Source organism: Pseudomonas syringae (genome assembly GCF_021606685.1).
Lineage (GTDB): Bacteria > Pseudomonadota > Gammaproteobacteria > Pseudomonadales > Pseudomonadaceae > Aquipseudomonas > Aquipseudomonas syringae_R.
Window position 1 is genome coordinate 50635 of the sequence record NZ_WKCB01000021.1, and the last position, 20069, is coordinate 70703.

Below are 20069 nucleotides of genomic sequence, written 5' to 3' on the forward strand. Positions count from 1 at the left end.
GATCACCCCGCATCGGCATGGATCGGCGCGCGGTAGCTGTCTACCGAAAACCCATAGACCGTCGCCGGTTCAATCTCAACCTCGACAGCACCACCCAGCGGGCTGTCGACCTTCACCGTCAACACCTCGCCCGGCAAGATGTAGCTACGCGGCAACGTCGCCACGAGGCCTTGCGGCAGTAACCGCACCTCTGGCGCCAGACGCACGACATAGGCGCTGTCGTTGTGCACGGAGAGATGCTGCGCAGCCCGCATCCACTTCAACAGTTCCCAGGGGGTGTGGTGCCGAGGCAAGCCGCGTGGATGCAGGATCAGCGGCAAATTCTGGCGAAGGGTGATCCCAATGGTCGCACCGCTCGCCGTGCGGGCCTGGGGAATACCTTCAAAGGATACGCGCTTGAGCCGTTGAGTCTTGAGCGGCGCCTTCAAGGTGCTGATGAAACGCACCAATTGCGTGTCGCCCGCCTCCACACGCGTGATGGGCGGTGTGACAATCAGTAGCGGCTCCAGGTCTTCGGGTACGTGTTCCACAACCGAATGCAGCAGCGCAGGCCCCGCATCGGTATTCTTTATATTTATCGTGGCTTCGCCCTCTTCTTCATAGAGCACCACCACGGTGGTTTCCGGTTGCATGCCGTCTGCCACAGCAACTTCACTGAACAACATACAAAAACTTGCACACCACACTAACGCACTGACTACTCTTGGAAAGCCACGCACTCAATATTCCCCGCAACCGACAAAGTTGACTGTTGGCAGTCAAGCGCCCACAGAAGAACAGCCAATAAGAAAGCATTAACTTTCTGACTGGCTGTTTTTCGTTGTTTAGATGTAACTCAATACCAGCGTGGCGCGCCCATCAAGGGAGACATCGCGGCTCAGGTCCAGGTCCTGGGCTCTGTTGATGACAGCCCTCACCGCAAGGGTGCCGGTCAACTGATTGATCGCCGCTGGCGTAGCGGCTGCGCTGTTGCGCACCGAGTACTGGTTGGGTGATTGCGCGACTCGGCCATCGCTGGGCTGCCACGCACCGGTGCCAGTACGTACGATGGGAGCGAGCGCCACGCTGGAAGAGCGCAGATCCCTCAGGGTGATCGAATAACCACCGGTTCGCCGAGCGCCTACAGCACCCAAACCGTAATTCTGTGCTTCGGTAACGCCCGCACCCAGGATGCCTGTCACCTTGCTGCCCGCTTGCAGATCGGTAAAGGTCAGCCCGAACCGGGTGGGCGTGGCGCCGCAATTGACCACCAGGGAAGTGGTTCGCTCTTCGCGCGGGTTGTAGGCCGTCTGGGATAACTCGCCGGAGCGGATCGTGCCGTAATCGATAATGCCGCTGCCGGCCAGGCTGAGGTTACAAGCCGCCGGCATAATAGTGCCCCTGACCACCAATTGCGCGCTGGTGGTTGCCTGGGCAGTAAGGGCCGTAGCCAGGCATGCGATAGCGAGAGTCAAGCCAACAATTTTTTTCATGTTTGTCCTGTCACTGTAAGTTATCAGGCGCTCTTAATTCCCGTCTCGGCGACTCCATCGCCCTACTCTTTACTGTCCTGAACAGACATAACGGTAAATAAATAACACCCAGGCAAAATTGCCGGGTGCCAGTCTGCGTGTCTGCTCCTCACTAAAGAATCAGACAAGCCGTTATTAGTTGTGAGAGGGATAAGCATATAGGGGTGTTCCACGCGACTTACCCAGTAGTCCAGAACAAAACAACGATGAGAATATTCAACAACTTACTGTAGGTAAATTCAGAGGCACTCTTACAACAGTACCCAGTTAAAACCTCCTACAGCATCGAAGGGCTTAATCGCCATTCTTTAGAAAACACTCCTGCGTTTCCCACAAAATTCCCCCACAGACCGCATCAGGGAAATTACTCAAGCACACGCGTTGGCGTCAGCGGTCGATCGTGGCACGATGGCTGGGTTATCGACCGAGACCACCAAACCATGCCGCAATCCCAAGCCAAGAATCTGTCCCTGATCGCCGCCATCGACCTGGGCTCCAACAGCTTTCACATGGTCGTGGCCAAAGCCCAGAACGGTGAAATCCGTATCCTTGAGCGGCTCGGCGAAAAAGTACAACTGGCTGCCGGAATCAACGACGAGCGCCAGCTCAATGAAGAATCCATGCAGCGCGGGCTTGATTGCCTCAAGCGCTTTGCCCAACTGATCAACGGCATGCCCCTGGGCGCTGTGCGAATCGTCGGTACCAACGCCCTGCGTGAAGCACGCAACCGTGGCGAATTCATCCGCCGCGCCGAAGAGATCCTGGGGCATCCGGTAGAAGTCATCTCCGGCCGTGAAGAAGCGCGCCTGATCTACCTGGGTGTGTCCCACACCCTCGCCGACACGCCCGGCAAGCGCCTGGTGGCGGACATCGGCGGCGGCAGTACCGAGTTCATCATCGGGCAACGCTTCGAGCCCTTGCTGCGCGAAAGCCTGCAAATGGGTTGCGTCAGCTTTACCCAGCGGTATTTCAAGGACGGCAAGATCACCCCGGCACGCTATGCCCAGGCCTACACGGCTGCGCGCCTGGAAATCATGAGCATCGAGCACGCCCTGCACCGCCTCACCTGGGATGAAGCCATTGGCTCATCCGGCACCATCCGCGCCATTGGCCTGGCCCTCAAGGCCGGCGGCCATGGCACCGGTGAGGTCAACGCCGAAGGCCTGGCGTGGCTCAAGCGCAAGCTGTTCAAGCTGGGCGATGTGGAAAAAATCGACTTCGATGGCATCAAGCCCGACCGCCGCGCCATCTTCCCGGCCGGCCTGGCAATTCTCGAGGCGATCTTCGACGCCCTCGAACTGCAGCGCATGGACCACTGTGACGGCGCCCTGCGCGAAGGCGTGCTCTACGACCTGCTGGGCCGCCATCACCACGAGGACGTACGCGAGCGCACCCTCACCTCGCTGATGGAGCGTTATCACGTCGACCTGGAGCAAGCGGCACGGGTCGAGCGCAAGGCCTTGCATGCGTTCGACCAAGTGGCTGCGGACTGGGACCTGGAAGACGGCGTATGGCGCGAGCTGCTGGGCTGGGCCGCCAAGGTGCATGAAGTGGGCCTGGATATCGCCCACTACCATTACCACAAGCACGGCGCCTACCTGATCGAGCACTCCGACCTGGCCGGTTTCTCGCGGGAGGACCAGCAGATGCTCGCGCTGCTGGTGCGCGGCCACCGCCGCAACATCCCCAAGGACAAGTTTGCCGAGTTCGGTGATGAAGGCATCAAGCTGATTCGCCTGTGCGCACTGCTGCGCTTCGCCATCCTGTTCCACCACATCCGTGGCACCCAGGAAATGCCCCAGGTGAGCCTGCGCGCCAACGGCGAGAGCCTGGACGTGCTGTTCCCCAAAGGCTGGCTGGAAGAGAACCAACTGACCCAGGCGGACTTTGCGCAGGAAGCGGAGTGGTTGACGCGGGTTGGGTTTGCGCTGAACGTGCGCTGACCCGTTCTAAAGAACACAGACAAACAAATGTGGGAGGGGGCTTGCCCCCGATAGCTGGGGGTCAGTCACTACATCTGTGACTGCACCACCGCCATCGGGGGCAAGCCCCCTCCCACATTTTCAGACCTATGTTGTCTGTTAGTTCACCGTCAGAATCGGGCTACCCAGCTTCTCCAACAACGTTGCCTGCGCACTGCGCGGGTTCTGGTTGCCGGTTGGCGTGTTACGCACATAGCGCCCATCCGACTGCAGGCTCCAGCTGTGGGTGTTGTCGGTGAGGTAGCTTTCCAGCTCCTTCTTGACCCGCATGATCAGCTTCTTGCCTTCTACCGGGAAGCAGGTCTCTACACGCTTATCGAGGTTGCGCTCCATCCAGTCGGCACTGGAGAGGAACATCTGCTCCTCACCGCCGTTGAGGAAGTAGAACACCCGTGTGTGCTCCAGGAAGCGACCGATGATCGAACGCACATGGATGTTATGCGACACGCCGACAATACCCGGGCGCAGGCAGCACATGCCGCGCACCACCAGGTCGATACGCACGCCGGACTGGCTGGCCTTGTACAGCGCGCGGATGATCTTGGGATCGGTCAGCGAGTTGAACTTGGCGATGATGTGCGCCGGTTTGCCGTCTAGGGCGAACTGGGTTTCGCGGGCAATCATGTCGAGCATGCCCTTCTTGAGCGTGAACGGCGCGTGCAGCAGCTTCTTCATGCGCAGGGTTTTGCCCATGCCGATCAACTGGCTGAACAGCTTGCCGACGTCTTCGCACAAGGCATCGTCGGAGGTCAGCAGGCTGTAGTCGGTATAGAGCTTGGCGTTACCGGCGTGGTAGTTACCGGTGCCCAAGTGCGCGTAGCGCACAATCTCACCGGCTTCACGGCGCAGGATCAGCATCATCTTGGCGTGGGTCTTGAAGCCGACCACGCCGTAGATCACCACCGCACCCGCCGCTTGCAGACGGCTGGCCAGTTGCAGGTTGGACTCTTCGTCAAAGCGCGCGCGCAGTTCGATCACCGCGGTGACTTCCTTGCCGTTACGCGCGGCGTCGACCAGGGCGTCGACGATTTCCGAGTTGGCGCCGGAACGGTACAGGGTCTGGCGTACAGCGAGTACGTGCGGGTCCTTGGCGGCCTGGCGCAGCAGGTCGACCACCGGGGTGAAGGACTCGAACGGGTGCAGCAGCAGGATGTCCTGCTTGCTCACCACACTGAAAATGTTCTCGCTGTTTTGCAGCAGTTTCGGGATCTGCGGGGTGAACGGCGTGTATTGCAGCTCGGGGTGGCTGTCCAGGCCGGTGATGCTGAACAGACGCGTGAGGTTCACCGGGCCGTTGACCTGGTACAGCTCGGTCTCGCCCAGGTTGAACTGCTTGAGCAGGTAGTCCGACAGATGTTTCGGGCAGGTGTCGGCCACTTCCAGGCGCACCGCATCACCGTAGCGCCGCGAGAACAGCTCACCGCGCAGGGCGCGGGCCAGGTCTTCGACGTCTTCGGAGTCCAGCGCCAGGTCGGCGTTACGGGTCAGGCGGAACTGGTAGCAGCCCTTGACCTTCATGCCCTGGAACAGGTCATCGGCGTGTGCGTGGATCATCGACGACAGGAATACATAGTTGTCGCCAGGGCCGCCCACCTCCTCCGGTACTTTGATGATGCGTGGCAACAAGCGCGGCGCCGGGATGATCGCCAGGCCGGAATCGCGACCGAAGGCGTCGATACCTTCCAGCTCGACGATGAAGTTGAGGCTCTTGTTCACCAGCAACGGGAAGGGGTGAGTCGGGTCGAGGCCGATCGGGGTGATGATCGGCGCGATTTCGTCGCGGAAATAGCGACGCACCCAAGTCTTGATCTTGGTGGTCCAGTGGCGGCGACGAATGAAGCGGACCTGATGTTTTTCTAGTTCCGGCAGCAGGATGTCGTTGAGGATCGCGTACTGGCGATCCACGTGGCCGTGCACCAGCTCACTGATGCGCGCCAGTGCCTGGTGCGGTTGCAGGCCGTCGGCGCCGGCTTGTTCACGGGCGAAGGTGATCTGCTTCTTGAGGCCGGCGACACGGATCTCGAAGAACTCATCCAGGTTGCTGGAGAAGATCAGCAGGAATTTCAGCCGTTCCAGCAATGGGTAGGACTCATCCAGCGCCTGCTCAAGTACGCGGATGTTGAATTGCAGTTGTGACAACTCACGATGGATGTACAGGCTGCTGTCATCCAGGTTGGTCACCGCCGCCACCGCCACCGGCGCCGGCACAGGCGGCTCGGCCACCACGGCAGGCGGGGCCGGCTCCAGCTCCGGCGGGGTCTCGGTGACTTGTTCAACCACCGGCTGAGCGTCTTTCACTGCAACTTCTGTAAGTCCTTGGGTATTCATCGAGTGTTCCTGTGAGGGCTATTGTTGCTCTCTAAGCAATTGGGCGGCGCGGGCGGCGAAGTAGGTCAGGATGCCATCGGCACCCGCACGTTTAAAGGCAGTCAGGGATTCGAGGATCACCCCTTCACTCAACCAACCATTCTGGATCGCGGCCATGTGCATGGCGTATTCACCGCTGACCTGATAGACAAAGGTCGGCACTTTGAATTCCTCTTTGACCCGGTACAGGATGTCCAGGTAGGGCATCCCCGGCTTGACCATCACCATATCGGCGCCTTCGGCCAGGTCGGCCGCCACTTCGTGCAGGGCTTCATGGCTGTTGGCCGGGTCCATCTGGTACGAGGCCTTGTTGGCCTTGCCCAGGTTCAACGCTGAGCCCACCGCATCGCGGAACGGGCCGTAGTAGGCGCTGGCGTATTTGGCCGAATAGGCCATGATCCGCACGTTGACATGACCCGCCAGCTCCAGGGCTTCGCGAATCGCCTGGATGCGGCCGTCCATCATGTCCGACGGCGCAACCACCTGGGCACCCGCTGCGGCGTGGGACAAGGCCTGCTTGACCAGCGCGTCGACGGTGATGTCGTTCTGAACATAGCCGTCCTCGTCCAGAATGCCATCCTGACCGTGGGTAGTGAACGGGTCCAACGCCACGTCGGTGATCACTCCCAGCTCCGGGAAACGCTCGCGCAAGGCACGCGTGGCGCGCTGGGCGATCCCTTCCGGGTTCCAGGCTTCTGCAGCATCCAGGGACTTGAGTTCAGACGGCGTGACTGGAAACAGCGCCAATGCCGGAATCCCCAACTCGACCCAACCGGCGGCTTCTTCCAGCAGCAGGTCAATGGTCAAGCGCTCTACACCCGGCATCGAGGCCACCGCTTCCCGGCGATTCTCACCGTCCAGCACGAAAACCGGCAGGATCAGATCGTTCGTCGTCAGTACGTTTTCACGCACCAGGCGACGAGAAAAATCATCACGGCGATTGCGGCGCAGACGGGTGGCGGGGAACAGGCGATTGGCAGGGGTAAAGCTCACGACAGACTCCTGAGCCCGCGTTTACGGGCGAGCGTTGCAGTTATAAGCGGCCATTATGACGAAGGAATGACAGTTGTGCTTATCGATGCGACCTGTAGTCGCATTCGTCATTTACGTAGGAATTGTTCACTTCGTGACACATCTCGATACTTTCATGAATCTTCGTGAAGGCGTAGGCTGCGCGTTCATTTCGCCAGCACCCAGACCATGCTTCAACAATTTCTGCATGACTTCGGCTACTTTGCCCTCTTCCTAGGCACGTTCTTCGAAGGCGAAACCATTTTGGTTCTCGCAGGCTTCCTGGCGTTCCGTGGATACATGGATATCAACCTGGTGGTGGTCGTTGCCTTTTTTGGCAGCTACGCCGGCGACCAGCTGTGGTACTACATGGGGCGCAAGCACGGCCGCAAGCTGCTGGCGCGCAAACCGCGCTGGCAATTGATGGGCGACAAGGCCCTGGAGCACATCCGCAAGCACCCGGATATCTGGGTGCTGAGCTTTCGCTTTGTCTATGGGCTGCGCACGGTGATGCCGGTGGCGATCGGCCTGTCCGGCTACCCGCCGATGCGCTATCTGATCCTCAACGGTATCGGCGCCGCGATCTGGGCCGCCGCCCTGGGTGCTGCGGCCTACCACTTCGGCGCAGTGCTGGAAGGCATGCTGGGCAGCGTCAAGAAGTACGAGCTGTGGGTGCTGGGCGCCTTGCTGCTGCTGGGCTTTGGCCTGTGGTTGCGCCGCCGCTTCAAGAACGCGCGCATCGCGCGTCAGGCTTGCGCCGATGCAAAGGCTCGGCTTGCCGCAGAGCCTGCACCGGTCGAACCGCCTAAGACGCCAGTCGAGTAAGCCGGCTTCTACAACAGTAGAGGCCGATCAGGCTGAGCAGGCTGTAACTCGCCAGGCCCAGCCAGCCGAGGTTGCTGGCCGGCCATAGCCCGACCAGCGGCGCCAGCCACACCAGCGGCACATTCAGCGCCAGGCGCAGCAGCTCGGCCTTGAAGGCCCACGGGCGATTCTCCAGGGCCGCGCCCAAGGTAAACAAGCCCAGCGCCATCGTGCTCCACCCCAGGACCAAGGCCTGGGTGGGCAAGCCCTCGCCGAAATTCATCAAATAACTGCCAAAACCTACATACGCCGCAAATTGCAGGGCGATGTAGATTTGCTGGCGCACGTCCAACGGCACCTCGAATTTGCGGAACTCGCTCAGGTCTGGCTTGGCCAGCGGGTATTTGGCCTGCACGTCAGCCGGGCGCCAGCCGGTGCGCATGAACCAGATGCGCAGCTTGTCCCACCGGCTCTCGGTACGTCGCGCATCGTTCCACAGCTGGGCATAAAACTGCAGGTTGGCCCACAGCGGGTTCCAGCTCGCCAGGGGCGTGGTCACGCCAAAGATCACGGGCTCGTTATCGTCTTCTTCCTGAAAGCTGCCGAACAGTCGGTCCCAAATAATGAACACCCCGCCGTAGTTGCGATCCATGTAAAGAGCGTTCTGTGCATGGTGGGCCCGATGATTGGAAGGCGTGACGAAGAACCACTCGAACCAGCCCAGCTTGGGCACATGGCGCGTATGCACCCAGAATTGGTAGAGCAGGTTGAGCGACGCCACACTGATAAACACCACCAGCGGCACACCCAGCACGGCCAGGGGCAGGTAGAAGACCCAGCTCAGCAGAAAGCCGGTGCTGGTTTGACGCAAGGCGGTACTGAGGTTGTAGTCCTCGCTCTGGTGATGCACCGAGTGTGCAGCCCAGAGGATATTGCGCTCATGGCCCATGCGATGCAGCCAGTAGTAGCAGAAGTCGTAGAGAACAAAGGCGAAGACCCAGGTCCAGATGCTGTGCGCGGGCAGATCGACGACCGCCAGATGCTTGAGGGCAAAGCCGTAGGTCAACAGCCCCACGCCCTTGGTCAACAGGCCAGTGGTGGTCGACAGCACACCGGTGCTGAGGCTGCTTATGGCATCCGCCACCCGGTAGTTGCGCGCGCCACGCCAGCGGTCGGCGAGCAACTCCACAACGATCAAGGCGATGAAAAACGGTACCGCGTAAGGCACGAAGTCCATGGTCTGGTCCGGTCTGTTTTTGTTACAGCAAGATTAGGTGCAGCCTCGCGAGATCCCATTGGCAACAGCTTACAAATTAGTAGACATTTAACGCCAAGACCCCAGGAGAAATGCCCATGAGCAAAAAGATTGCAGTGATCCTTTCCGGCTGCGGCGTGTACGACGGCGCAGAGATCCACGAAAGCGTGATCACCCTGCTGCGCCTGGACCAGCGCGGCGCTCAGGTCCAATGTTTTGCCCCCGACATTGCGCAATTGCACGTGATCAACCACCTCACCGGGGAAGAAATGCCCGAGACGCGCAACGTGCTGGTGGAGTCGGCACGCATCGCTCGCGGTGAAGTGAAGAATATTCAAGAAGCCAACGCCGACGAGTTCGACGCACTGATCGTGCCCGGCGGGTTTGGCGCGGCAAAGAACCTCTCGAATTTTGCCGTCGAAGGCGCGGGGTGCAGTGTCAACCCAGAGGTGCTGGCGCTGGCCGAGGCCTTTGCCGAAGCGGGCAAACCGGTGGGGTTGATCTGCATCTCGCCCGCCCTGGCCGCGAAGATCTACGGCCCCGGCGTGACCTGCACCATCGGCAATGACGCCGACACTGCTGCCGCCCTGGACAAAATGGGCGCTACCCACCATGAGTGCGCGGTGGAAGACATTGTCGAGGACACGGCCCGCAAGCTGGTGAGCACACCGGCCTACATGCTGGGCAAGAACATCAGCGAGGTGGCGTCAGGCATTAACAAGCTGGTGGATCGGGTGCTGGAGCTGACCCACGAAAACGATTAACCGAGATGACCGCGCATGTATGGCGAGCGAGCTTATGTGGCGAGCGGGCTTGCCCGCGTTGGGTGGCGAAGCCGCCCCAATCCAGGCGGCGCGGTGATTCAGATGGAACGGGGGTCGCTGAGTTTGGGGCTGCTGCGCAGCCCAACGCGGGCAAGCCCGCTCGCCACACAAGCGCCCTATCCATGGCGAACGCTGTTGCCACAAATCAGGTTTCGCGCATCAGCCGCGTCAGGAGGCGGTCCAGGGCATTGGCGAACGCCTGCTTGTCCTTTTCGCTGTGGGGCGGTGGCCCTCCGCCCATCTGGCCTTGCTCACGCAAGTCGGTGAACAGGTTGCGCACCGCCAGCCGCTCGCTCATGTTCGCCGGGCTGAACTCCTTGCCGCGCGGGTCGAGGGCCGTGACGCCTTTCTTCACCAGACGGTCGGCCAGCGGCACATCGCTGCAGATCACCAGCTCGCCGGGCACGGCGTGTTCCACCAGGTAATCATCGGCCGCATCCGGGCCGCTGGGCACCACGATCAGCTTCACGCACGAGAAGCTCGGTTTGATCTGACTCTGCCCGGCCACCAGTACAACCTCAAACTGACGCTTGAGGGCGAACTTCACCACTTGGTCCTTGGCCGCCCGAGGGCAGGCGTCGGCATCGATCCACACACGCATGCTCACGCCGCCACTCGGCGTTTTTCCGCCAGGCGGCTGCGGCCGTAGAGCACCACGATTGCCAGGATCGCCACGGCCTGCGCACTCAACGAGTACGCATCGGCATGGATCCCCAGCCAGTCGAAGTCAAAGAACGCCACAGGCCGCGTGCCAAAGATGCCCGCTTCCTGCAACGCCTTCACGCCATGCCCGGCGAACACCACCGACAACGCACACAACAACGCGGCGTTGATGCCGAAGAACAACGCCAGCGGCAGTTTCGCCGAACCGCGCAGGATCACCCAGGCCAGGCCCACCAGCAGCACCAGCGCCGTGGCGCCACCGGCCAACACCGCGTTGTGCCCGGCCGGGCCTGCTTGCAGCCACAGGGTTTCGTAGAACAGGATCACTTCGAACAGCTCGCGATACACCGAGAAAAACGCCAGCATCGCAAAGCCGAACCGCCCGCCGCCGCCCACCAGGCTGCTTTTGATGTAATCCTGCCAGGCCGCCGCATGGCGTCGGTCGTGCATCCACACCCCCAGCCACAGCACCATCACGCTGGCGAACAGCGCCGTGCAGCCTTCGAGCAATTCGCGCTGGGCGCCACTGACGTCAATCACATACGCCGCCAACGCCCACGTGGCCAGGCCGGCGAGCAATGCCAGCCCCCAACCCACGTTGACGCTGCGCACCGCCGATTGCTGGCCGGTGTTACGCAGGAACGCGAGGATCGCCGCCAGCACCAGAATCGCTTCCAAGCCTTCACGCAGCAGAATCAGCAAGCCGGAGATGTAGCTCAACGACCAGCTCAAGCCATCGCTGCCCAGCAGGCCGGCGGATTCGCTGAGTTTGCCTTTGGCCACGTCCAGGCGCTGCTGCACCTGCTCGACCGGCAGGCCGTCCTGCAAAGACTGCCGGTACGCCATCAAGGCTTTCTCGGTGTCTTTGCGCACGTTGGCGTCGACGTTGTCCAGCGAGCTTTCCACCAGCTCGAAGCCCTCCAGGTAGGCGGCAACCGACAGGTCATAGGCCTGTTCGTGATCACCGTTGCGGAAGGCGGCAAGGCTTTTGTCCAGGGTGGTCGCGGTGTACTCAAGCAACTGCGCCGGGCCACGCTTGACCTGCGGCGGCTGCGCGCGCTGGGCGCGGAAGGTGGCGGCAGCGGTCGGGCCACTTGCGGCCAATACCTCATTGGGCGTTTGGCGGGCCAGGTCGGCAAGGTTGAAGGGTTGCTCACTCTTCGCGGCGGCCGGGTCGGCAGTAAAACCGGCAATGTAGGTGGCCAGGTCCCAACGCTGGCGGTCGTCCAGTTGGTCGGCGAAGGACGGCATGTCAGTGCCTTCGACGCCCAGGCCCAAGGTGTTGTAGATCGCGTACAGGCTCAGCCGATCCAGCCGCACAGCATCGCGCAGGTTGGCCGGCGGCGGCGTCATGCCCACGCTGGCCGGGCCATCACCGGCACCCGCAGTGCCGTGGCACACCGAGCAGTGCTGGGCGTACAGCGGCGCACCGCGCGTGGGGTCGGGGGTGATCGCCGGTGCCTGGCTGACCTCATACGCCACGGCCAGTTGCGCACCCAACTGGCGCGCTTGGCGGGCGACTGTCGCGCCGTCCTGGCGCGCAGTTACAGCCGCTGACAGTTCTTCAACACCCTTCACCAACCCTGCGCGTTCCGGCCGCTGCGGCAGTTCTGCCACCAGGCCCTGCAACACGCCGAGAAACTCCCGCTGTTCGCGGTATTCGGATTCATCGATAACCTTGCCCGCCTCCACCGTCGGTGGGTAATCAGCGCCAATGTAGTCCAGCAAATGCAGGGCTTGCGGAGCGCCCTCGGCAGTTGCGGCCAACAGGTTGACGCTGCACGACATCAACGCCGGCACCAGCAGCCAGGCGAGAAAACGGAAGGGGGCAGTCATGAAAGAATCTCAAGGGGAAATACGAAGTAACACATTGTTAAGGCTTAACGGGTTTGACTCAAGGCGTAAGTGATTGGGTGGTTGAACGGAAGAGGATTTTTAAGCGCGGATAGTGGCGTTTTGTAGAGCGCATCACATCAAAAAGCCATTGTTTAGCCAGTAATGCCGCCTATAATGCCGCGCCCTGTTAGTGCGAAAGGGAATTTCATTCCTCGTTTTTATGAGGAATTACTACATCGGTTGACGACCTTCAGGGAAGAAGTTGCATGGCATTTCGCGCCTTAACTCCGCTCGCGCTTGCGGCGGTCACGTTGCTCTCCGGCTGTTCGATGTTCCGCAGCTACGACGCCGAGCTGCAAGCCACCAACCAGCAATTGACCACCGGCAACGTCGACGGCGCCCTCACCCTGCTGGAAAAGAACAACACCGGCGACGAGAAGGACCTGCTCTACTTCTTCGAAAAGGGCGAGTTGTTGCGCGCCAAGGGCGACCTTACCGGCAGCCAGACCGCCTGGCGCAGCGCCGACCTGCAGGTCTACAAATGGGAAGAGTCGGTCAAGTTCGACAGCGAAAAGTACCTCGCTCAGTTCGGCACCTTTCTGGTCAACGACAAAGTGCGTCGCTACGAAGGCTATGACTACGAAAAAGTCATGCTGACCACGCAGATGGCCCTGAACCTGCTGGCCTTGAATGATTTCGACGGCGCCCGCACTGAAATCAAGAAGACCCACGAACGCGAAGCGGTAATTGCCGAGCTGCGCGACAAGGAATACCTCAAGCGCGAAGACGACGCCGAGCGCCAAGGCATCACCACCCAGATGAAAGACCTGCGCGGCTACCCGGTGGAGGCTTTGGACGCGCCGGAAGTGGTCGGCCTGAAAAACAGCTACCAGAGTGCGTTCAGCCATTACCTGGCCGGCTTCGTCTACGAAGCCCTCGGTGAAAAGGACCTGGCCGCACCGGGCTACCGCAAGGCCGCCGAGTTGCGCCCCAACACGCCATTGCTGGAACAGGCCCTGCTGGACCTGGACAAATCCAAGGTCGGCGCCGATGAAACCGACGTGCTGATCGTGGTCCAGAGCGGCCTGGCCCCCGCTCGCGATTCGATCCGCCTGCCGCTGCCGATCCCGATCAACGGCAACCTAGTGATCACCCCGCTGTCGTTCCCGGTGATCAAGGCCGACACCTCCACCGCTACCTTCGCCCAGATCGGCATTGACGGCCAGCAGCAGAACCTCACCGCACTCAACAGCACCACGGCCATGTCGCGCCGTGCCCTGCGCGACGACATGCCGGGGATCATTCTGCGCACCACCGTGCGGGCAGTGAGCCGTGGCGTGGCGCAAAACAACCTGAACAAGACCAACCCCATGGCGGGCCTGGTACTGGGTATCGCCTCGGCCGTGGTCGAAGGTGCCGACACCCGCACCTGGCGCACGCTGCCGGACATGACCCAGGTGACACGCCTGCGCCTCAAGCACGGCGAGCATCAGGTCAGCCTGCCCAACGCCCTGGGCGGCACGCTGGTGACGGTCAAGGCCGACCAACGCTACCAGGTGATCACCCTGCGCGTGGTCGGCAACCAGGTGTTCGCCGGCGGCCTCGCGGCCCATGTAGTGCCGAGCACACCGCCCCAGGCCATTGCCACCCTCAAACAACCTTAAAGGAGCACGCTATGCGTCATTTCATCCTCGGCGCCCTGGCGCTGGCCCTGCTCGCCGGCTGCGCCACCCCGCCGCCGCCGGAACCCGGCAGCGCCGCCAGCAAGATCGTGGTGATGGGCAAGTTCAAAGGCATCGCCGTCGGTGCTATTCGCGTGGCCCGCGAGAACGGTTTTCTCACCGCCAAGGTGCAGTTGAGCAACATCACCAGCAGCAACCAGATGATGTATTACCGCTTCGCCTGGCTGGGCGCCGACGGCTTTCCGGTGGGTGATGAAGAAGCCTGGAAAGTGCTGAACCTGTACGCCAACCAGGCGACCTTCCTGCCGGCCATCGCCAACCTGCCCCAGGCGGCGGACTTCCGCCTTGAAGTGAAGACGCCTTGAGTCGCCCACCTATCAGTTGTCAGAGAGATTTCCCCATGTTTGCACGCTTCTCCATTCTCGCCGTGGTTGCTGTCCTGGCCAGCGGCTGCGCCAATACCTCGCCGGTGCTGGGCGGTAAAAACATCAGCTACGGCGACACCAAGGCCGTGGAACTGGTGACCAACGAGTTCGGCTCCACCGACTTGCAGATGATCGCCGAAACCATGACCCGCTCCCTGGCCCAGTCCGGCATCCTGCAAGGCCGCCCGGTGGTGCAGGTGTACGACGTGAAGAACAAGACCAGCGAGTACATCGATACCCGTGAGATCACCACGTCGATCAAGACCCAGCTGATGAAGACCGGCACCGCACGCTTCGCCAGCGACAACACCGACATGCAGAGCCAGGTCGACCAACTGAAACTGCAGAACCAGAGCGGCCTGTACAAAAAGTCCACCGTGAGCAAGACCGGCAACATGGTCGCGGCCAAGTACCGCCTGGAAGGCTCCATCAGCTCCATCGTCAAGCGCAGCTCGGACTACAAGGACGTGTTCTACAAGTTCAGCCTGCAGCTGATCGACGTCGAGAGCGGCCTGGCCGAATGGATGGACGAAAAAGAAATCCGCAAGACCACGGAGCGCTAAGCAATGCGTGCATGGATCGGCATGATCGGCCTGTTGTGCGCCTTTGGCGCCGCGGCCGCACCCAAGATCGCGGTGACCGACCTGGCCTATGAGGCGCAGGTCGAGGAATACATCCACCAGGTCTCGGCCAGCAACAACTTCCAGGCCAGCAGCTACCACGCCAGCGGTGCCTCGAACTACAGCGAGTACGAAAGCCGTAACCGCTACATCGAGCAGACCGAGCTGCGTAAATTCAGCGGCGACATCAAGGGCGAGATCCTCAAGTCGCGCCAGTTCCAACTGGTACAGGGCACGCCCTACACCGCCGATGCCAAGGGTGACGTCTACGACGTGATCAAACGCATCAAGGCCGGCAACTTCAAGGGCGCGGACTACGTGCTGTTTGGCACGCTGTCAGACATCGACTTCACCCAGGACGTCAACGCCCTGGACCACACCAACAGCTACTCGGCGGTGCTGGGCCTGACGCTGGTGGCGGATTTCAGCCTGATCAACACGCGCACCTTTGAGATCACCTCGGCGTTTACCGCCATGGGCGAAGGCCAGGACACCAAACTGGTGAACAACCGCGACGTGCGCGTGAGCCTCAACCGCCCCCGCGTAGTGAAACAAGTGTCCAAAGCACTGGGTGAGGATGTGGCGAGGCAATTGGCGGAGCAACTCGGCGGCGGGTATCAAGAACCTGGCCAACCGGTGCTGCGTAACAGCCTGCCAAGGGATGAAGCGCCAAAAATCCTGCGCTAAGCCTGGGCCTCACAGGCAACACAAAACCAAATGTGGGAGGGGGCTTGCCCCCGATAGCGGTGGTTCAGCTATAGATAAGCTGACTGACACACCACCATCGGGGGCAAGCCCCCTCCCACATTTTTTATCCGGTTTCGTCAGTTACGCCGTGGCGCGATGCAGGCTGGCCAGGAAACCCGCCGCGCCCACAAACAACCCGGCAAACGTACGGTTCAGCCCCCGCGTAGTGAAGCAAGTGTCCAAAGCACTGGGTGAGGATGTGGCGAGGCAGTTGGCGGAGCAACTCGGCGGCGGGTATCAAGAACCTGGCCAACCGGTGCTGCGTAACAACCTGCCAAGGGATGAAGCGCCAAAAATCCTGCGCTAAGCCTAGGTCTCACAGACGACACAAAACCAAATGTGGGAGGGGGCTTGCTCCCGATAGCGGTGGTTCAGCTACAGATAAGCTGACTGACACACCGCCATCGGGGGCAAGCCCCCTCCCACATTTTTAATCCGGTTTCTTCAGTTACGCCGTGGCGCGATGCAGGCTGGCCAGGAAACCCGCCGCGCCCACAAACAACCCGGCAAACGTACGGTTCATGCGTTTCTGCTGCTTGGGCGTGCGCAACAGGCGTAGCACTTTCGACGCCAGCCCGGTGTAGCCCGCCATCACGATCATGTCGACGGTAATCATGGTCGCGCCCAGGATCAGGTACTGGATCAGCAGCGGCGCCTGCGGGTTCACGAACTGCGGCAGCACCGCCAGCATAAACACCAAAGCCTTGGGGTTGCTGGCATTGACCAGGAACCCACGGAACATCATCGCCATCGGTTTGCCGATCGGGCGGATCGCCGCGTCGTCGCTCATGTCCATGGGTAAGGCACGCCATTGCTTGACGGCCAAATACACCAGGTACGCCACACCAAACCATTTGATCGCATAAAACGCGGTCGAAGACGCCGCCAGGATGGCACCCAGGCCACCCGCCACCACGGCAATCTGCATCGCCAGGCCGAGTTGCAGGCCAATGGCGTTCCAGTAACCGCGCAGGAAACCGTACTGCAGGCCGCTGGACATCGACGCGATGGCGCCGGCGCCGGGGGAAAGGGAGATGATCCAACTGGCCACGAAAAAGGCCAGCCATGTATCGAGTGCCATTACACACCTCTGGTGGGGAGTTCGCTGTTGTGACTTGAATATGCCCTAAGCTAACTCCGCCGACCGAAGGCTGGCTATAGATTTTTGCTAGCGGTCGCCTGGGAACACATGATTGCCAGGCCAGCGCCGCACCGAGCGCTGGAAGAACAGGCTGTTGGGCACCTGCACCATGGCGCTGTCGGTGCCGGCCGCTTCCACTTCGATCAGCGTGGTGTAGAGCAGGTTGATCGCCACGACCCGGCCTTTCACGCCGGGCTTGTCGACAGTGTCCACCAGCTCGACGATGTCACCGAGCCGAAACGGCCCCACGGTAAAGATCAGAATCGCGCACAGCAGGTTGGACAGCACCGACCACATGGCGAAGAACGCCACCGCAGCGACCGCGACAAACCCCGACAGCGCCGTCCACAACACCGTGGCGGACACGCCCAGGCGGCCCAGTACGAAGATCAGCGCGCTGCCCATGATCAACCAGCGCAAGCCGCCGCGCAGGGGCATCAGCAGTTGCGGCGGGAACGGGTAACGCTCACCCAGACGGGTCAGCCCGTTGGCAACCACACGCTGAGCGAGGTAGCCGGCCAGCAGGATCAGCAGGATTTGCACGCCGACCCACAAGGGCTCGACCCATTGCGTCGGTATCGGCAGTTGCAAGGCTTCCATCAGGACAGCGCCTCCAGCTGCGCTTGCAGGGTTTCGAGCAGTTCGAGGGCTTCCATCCAGGTTTCCTCCAATTGCCCTTCGCGGACCTTGAGCTTGGCCTGTTCGGCCAGCAGGTCGCGCAACTCATCCTTGCGTGCGGCTTCGTACACGGCGCTGTCACCCAGGCTGGCTTCGATCTTGGCCAGGCGCTCATGCACCTTGCCCAGCTCGGCTTCCAGCTTGTCGGCTTCACGCTTGTGCGGTGCCAACTGCTGACGCAACGCGGCGGCGGCCTGGCGCTGGGCCTTCTTGTCGGTTTTGTCCGGGTTGACCGGAGTATTGCTGACCGGCGCGTTGCGCAGACGGTAATCCGTCAGCCAGCGGGCGTAGTCGTCCAGATCACCGTCAAATTCTTCGACCTTGCCATCCGCGACCAGCAGGAAGTTATCGGTGGTGCTCTTGAGCAAGTGGCGATCGTGAGACACCACCAGTACCGCACCGCTGAACTCTTGCAGGGCCATGGTCAGCGCCAGGCGCATCTCCAGGTCCAAGTGGTTGGTCGGTTCGTCGAGCAGCAGCAGGTTCGGGCGGTCCCAGGCGATCAGGGCCAAGGCCAGGCGGGCCTTTTCGCCACCGGAGAAATTCAGCACCGGCTCGTCGATGCGCGCGCCTCGGAAGTCGAAACCACCGAGGAAGTCGCGCAAGGTTTGCTCGCGCTCGGTCGGCGCCAGGCGTTGCAAGTGCAACAGCGGGCTGGCCTTGGAATCGAGCGAGTCCAACTGGTGTTGGGCGAAGTAGCCCACCACCGTGTTCTCGCCACGGGTCAGGCGACCGGACAGCGGCGAAAGCTCGCCGGACAAGTTCTTGATCAGCGTCGACTTACCGGCGCCGTTGGGGCCCAGCAAACCGATGCGCGCGCCCGGCGTGAGCTGCAGCTTGACCTTCTCCAGGATGGTCTTGTCGCCATAACCCAGGCGGGCATCCGAGAGGTCCAGCAGTGGGCTGGAGATCTTCACCGACTCGCGGAACACAAAATCGAACGGCGAGTCGACATGGGCTGCCGACAGCTCTTCCATGCGTTCCAGGGCCTTGATCCGGCTCTGGGCCTGACGGGCCTTGGTGGCTTGGGCCTTGAACCGGGCGATGTAGCTTTCCATGTGCGCACGCTGCGCCTGCTGCTTCTCAAAGGCCTGTTGCTGCTGGGCCAGACGCTCGGCACGGGCGCGCTCGAACGCGGTGTAGCCGCCACGGTAGAGGGTGATTTTCTTCTGTTCGACGTGGGCGATGTTGTCGACCACGGCGTCGAGGAAATCCCGGTCGTGGGAAATCAGCAGCAAGGTGCCCTGGTAACCCTTGAGGAAGTCTTCCAGCCACAGGATCGCATCGAGGTCCAAGTGGTTGGTCGGTTCGTCGAGCAGCAACAGATCGGACGGGCACATCAGCGCCTGGGCCAGGTTAAGGCGCATGCGCCAGCCGCCGGAGAAGTCGGCAACCGGGCGGTCCATCTGTTCGTTGGTAAAGCCAAGGCCGGCGAGCATTTTGCGAGCGCGGGCGTCGGCAGTGTAGCCATCGGCGCTGTCGAGTTCCGCGTGCAGGCGGGCCTGGGCGGCGCCGTCCTGGGCTTTCTCGGCCTCGGCCAGGTCGTGTTGTACCTGGCGCAGGCGCAGGTCGCCATCGAGCACGTAGTCGATCGCGATGCGGTCCAGGGTGTCGATCTCCTGGCGCATATGGGCGATACGCCAGTCGGCCGGCAGCAAGCAGTCCCCGGAATCCGGGGTCAGCTCACCCAGCAACAGGGCGAACAACGTGGATTTACCGGCGCCGTTGGCACCGATCAGGCCGGCTTTGTGACCGGCGTGCAGGGTCAGCTCGGCGTCTTCGAGAAGACGTTGCGGGCCACGCTGTAATGTTAGGCTTTGAAGTCGGATCATAATGGCGGCGGAGTCTACCAGCTTCGTTGGCCGCTGGCTTGGGTGTGAATATGTGCGCTGACCTGTGGAGCTTTGCCCTCTCGACTTACGCCCGTCCGGGCATCGAAGCCGCTTGCCTGCGCTTGCAGGCGCAAGGCGCGGATGTGTGCCTGTTGCTCTGCGGCGCCTGGCTGGAACGGCGCGGGGTGGCGCTGACGGCCGAACGCCTGCAGGCGCTCAAACAGCTCGCCGGGCCTTGGCAGGCACAGGTGGTGGAACCGTTGCGGCAGGTACGCATGCAATGGCGAAGCATGGCGCAGCAGGATGAATTACTCGCGGGGTTACGGGAGCGGGTCAAGGCCCTGGAGCTGGATGCCGAACGCGTGTTGCTGACGCGCCTGCAAGCCTTGGCGCACACATGGCCAAGCGCAGAGGTAATGAGTCAACAGCGATGGCTTGAAAGACTGGCGGCTGAGGATGCCGCCAACCTTGACCACGACGCGCTGCAGCAGCTGCGCGTCGCGGCCACCGGCACTTAGGAAGCGCTGGTTGGGGTGGTGCTTGGCGCTACCGGTGCAGGCGTGCTGCTGGCCGGTGCGGTTGGCGCGGTAGACGCCGGGGTTGCAGCCGGAGTGGCTGGCTTGGCCGGTGCTGGCTTGACTGCAGGTTTTGCGGCAGCAGGCTTAGCGGCTGGCTTAGCGGCTGGCTTGGC

General features: G+C 61.7%; 19 protein-coding genes. 9 read left to right on the forward strand and 10 right to left on the reverse strand.

The window, feature by feature from the left end; genetic code table 11:
* Positions 1-2: 2 nt before the first annotated feature.
* Entirely contained in the window at positions 3-686 is a 684-nt protein-coding gene (locus GIW02_RS10945) for a fimbria/pilus chaperone family protein (RefSeq protein ID WP_456361611.1), read from the reverse strand.
* A 138-nt stretch (positions 687-824) separates the two neighbouring features.
* Positions 825-1472: a DUF1120 domain-containing protein gene (locus GIW02_RS10950; protein WP_236410722.1), complete on the reverse strand. Its 648-nt coding sequence runs from the start codon at positions 1470-1472 to the stop codon at positions 825-827.
* Positions 1473-1951: 479 nt separating this feature from the next.
* On the opposite strand from GIW02_RS10950, the gene ppx reads away from it, so the two are divergent.
* Entirely contained in the window at positions 1952-3454 is a 1503-nt protein-coding gene (gene ppx, locus GIW02_RS10955) for an exopolyphosphatase (protein ID WP_236410721.1), read from the forward strand.
* Positions 3455-3592: 138 nt separating this feature from the next.
* On the opposite strand, the gene ppk1 is transcribed toward ppx, so the two are convergent.
* Together ppk1 and hemB are read right to left on the reverse strand one after the other, a co-directional pair.
* Positions 3593-5821 (reverse strand): polyphosphate kinase 1, encoded by a 2229-nt coding sequence (gene ppk1 / locus GIW02_RS10960; RefSeq protein WP_236410720.1) that lies wholly within the window; start codon positions 5819-5821, stop codon positions 3593-3595.
* Positions 5822-5839: 18 nt separating this feature from the next.
* Positions 5840-6853 carry a porphobilinogen synthase gene (gene hemB, locus GIW02_RS10965; protein ID WP_236410719.1) on the reverse strand — a complete coding sequence of 338 codons (1014 nt, stop codon included), beginning with the start codon at positions 6851-6853 and terminating at the stop codon, positions 5840-5842.
* Positions 6854-7060: 207 nt separating this feature from the next.
* On the opposite strand from hemB, the gene GIW02_RS10970 reads away from it, so the two are divergent.
* Positions 7061-7696, forward strand: coding sequence for a DedA family protein (locus GIW02_RS10970; RefSeq protein WP_236410718.1), 636 nt, complete (start codon positions 7061-7063; stop codon positions 7694-7696).
* On the opposite strand, the gene GIW02_RS10975 is transcribed toward GIW02_RS10970, so the two are convergent.
* Positions 7677-8912 carry a sterol desaturase family protein gene (locus tag GIW02_RS10975; protein ID WP_236410717.1) on the reverse strand — a complete coding sequence of 412 codons (1236 nt, stop codon included), beginning with the start codon at positions 8910-8912 and terminating at the stop codon, positions 7677-7679. The two genes, GIW02_RS10970 and GIW02_RS10975, sit on opposite strands and share 20 nt — an antisense overlap.
* A 116-nt stretch (positions 8913-9028) precedes the next feature.
* Between GIW02_RS10975 and elbB the strand changes: the two genes are divergently transcribed.
* A complete protein-coding gene (gene elbB, locus GIW02_RS10980; RefSeq protein ID WP_236410716.1) occupies positions 9029-9694 on the forward strand; it encodes an isoprenoid biosynthesis glyoxalase ElbB in 666 nt (221 codons plus the stop codon).
* Between the two features lie 205 nt (positions 9695-9899).
* On the opposite strand, the gene GIW02_RS10985 is transcribed toward elbB, so the two are convergent.
* On the reverse strand, positions 9900-10355 hold the full coding sequence (locus GIW02_RS10985) for a YaiI/YqxD family protein (protein WP_236410715.1): 456 nt from the start codon (positions 10353-10355) through the stop codon (positions 9900-9902).
* Positions 10356-10357: 2 nt separating this feature from the next.
* Complete coding sequence (locus tag GIW02_RS10990; RefSeq protein WP_236410714.1) at positions 10358-12253, reverse strand: FTR1 family protein; 1896 nt, start codon at positions 12251-12253, stop codon at positions 10358-10360.
* Positions 12254-12519: 266 nt separating this feature from the next.
* Between GIW02_RS10990 and GIW02_RS10995 the strand changes: the two genes are divergently transcribed.
* The 5 genes from GIW02_RS10995 (at position 12520) to GIW02_RS11020 (ending at position 16034) form a co-directional block, all read left to right on the forward strand.
* Positions 12520-13917: a hypothetical protein gene (locus GIW02_RS10995; RefSeq protein WP_236410713.1), complete on the forward strand. Its 1398-nt coding sequence runs from the start codon at positions 12520-12522 to the stop codon at positions 13915-13917.
* Between the two features lie 11 nt (positions 13918-13928).
* Entirely contained in the window at positions 13929-14300 is a 372-nt protein-coding gene (locus tag GIW02_RS11000) for a YcfL family protein (RefSeq protein WP_236410712.1), read from the forward strand.
* Between the two features lie 35 nt (positions 14301-14335).
* Positions 14336-14923, forward strand: a complete 588-nt coding sequence (gene lpoB, locus GIW02_RS11005; RefSeq protein ID WP_236410711.1) for a penicillin-binding protein activator LpoB — start codon at positions 14336-14338, stop codon at positions 14921-14923.
* A 3-nt stretch (positions 14924-14926) separates the two neighbouring features.
* A complete protein-coding gene (locus GIW02_RS11010; protein ID WP_236410710.1) occupies positions 14927-15667 on the forward strand; it encodes a penicillin-binding protein activator LpoB in 741 nt (246 codons plus the stop codon).
* A gap of 235 nt (positions 15668-15902) precedes the next feature.
* The gene (locus tag GIW02_RS11020) at positions 15903-16034 is read left to right on the forward strand and encodes a hypothetical protein (RefSeq protein WP_456361610.1); all 132 of its coding nucleotides are present in this window, start codon (positions 15903-15905) and stop codon (positions 16032-16034) included.
* Between the two features lie 141 nt (positions 16035-16175).
* Here GIW02_RS11020 and GIW02_RS11025 read toward each other — a convergent pair whose 3' ends face one another.
* The 3 genes from GIW02_RS11025 to GIW02_RS11035 all read right to left on the reverse strand — a co-directional run bounded on the left by GIW02_RS11025 (position 16176) and on the right by GIW02_RS11035 (position 19378).
* Positions 16176-16808, reverse strand: coding sequence for a LysE family transporter (locus tag GIW02_RS11025; protein ID WP_236410709.1), 633 nt, complete (start codon positions 16806-16808; stop codon positions 16176-16178).
* 87 nt (positions 16809-16895) lie between these two features.
* Complete coding sequence (locus tag GIW02_RS11030; protein ID WP_236410708.1) at positions 16896-17468, reverse strand: mechanosensitive ion channel family protein; 573 nt, start codon at positions 17466-17468, stop codon at positions 16896-16898.
* A complete protein-coding gene (locus GIW02_RS11035) occupies positions 17468-19378 on the reverse strand; it encodes an ATP-binding cassette domain-containing protein (RefSeq protein ID WP_236410707.1) in 1911 nt (636 codons plus the stop codon). The genes GIW02_RS11030 and GIW02_RS11035 overlap by 1 nt, the downstream gene beginning before the upstream one ends.
* 50 nt (positions 19379-19428) lie before the next feature.
* On the opposite strand from GIW02_RS11035, the gene GIW02_RS11040 reads away from it, so the two are divergent.
* Positions 19429-19896, forward strand: a complete 468-nt coding sequence (locus tag GIW02_RS11040; RefSeq protein ID WP_236410706.1) for a TIGR02444 family protein — start codon at positions 19429-19431, stop codon at positions 19894-19896.
* Positions 19897-20069 lie beyond the last annotated feature (173 nt).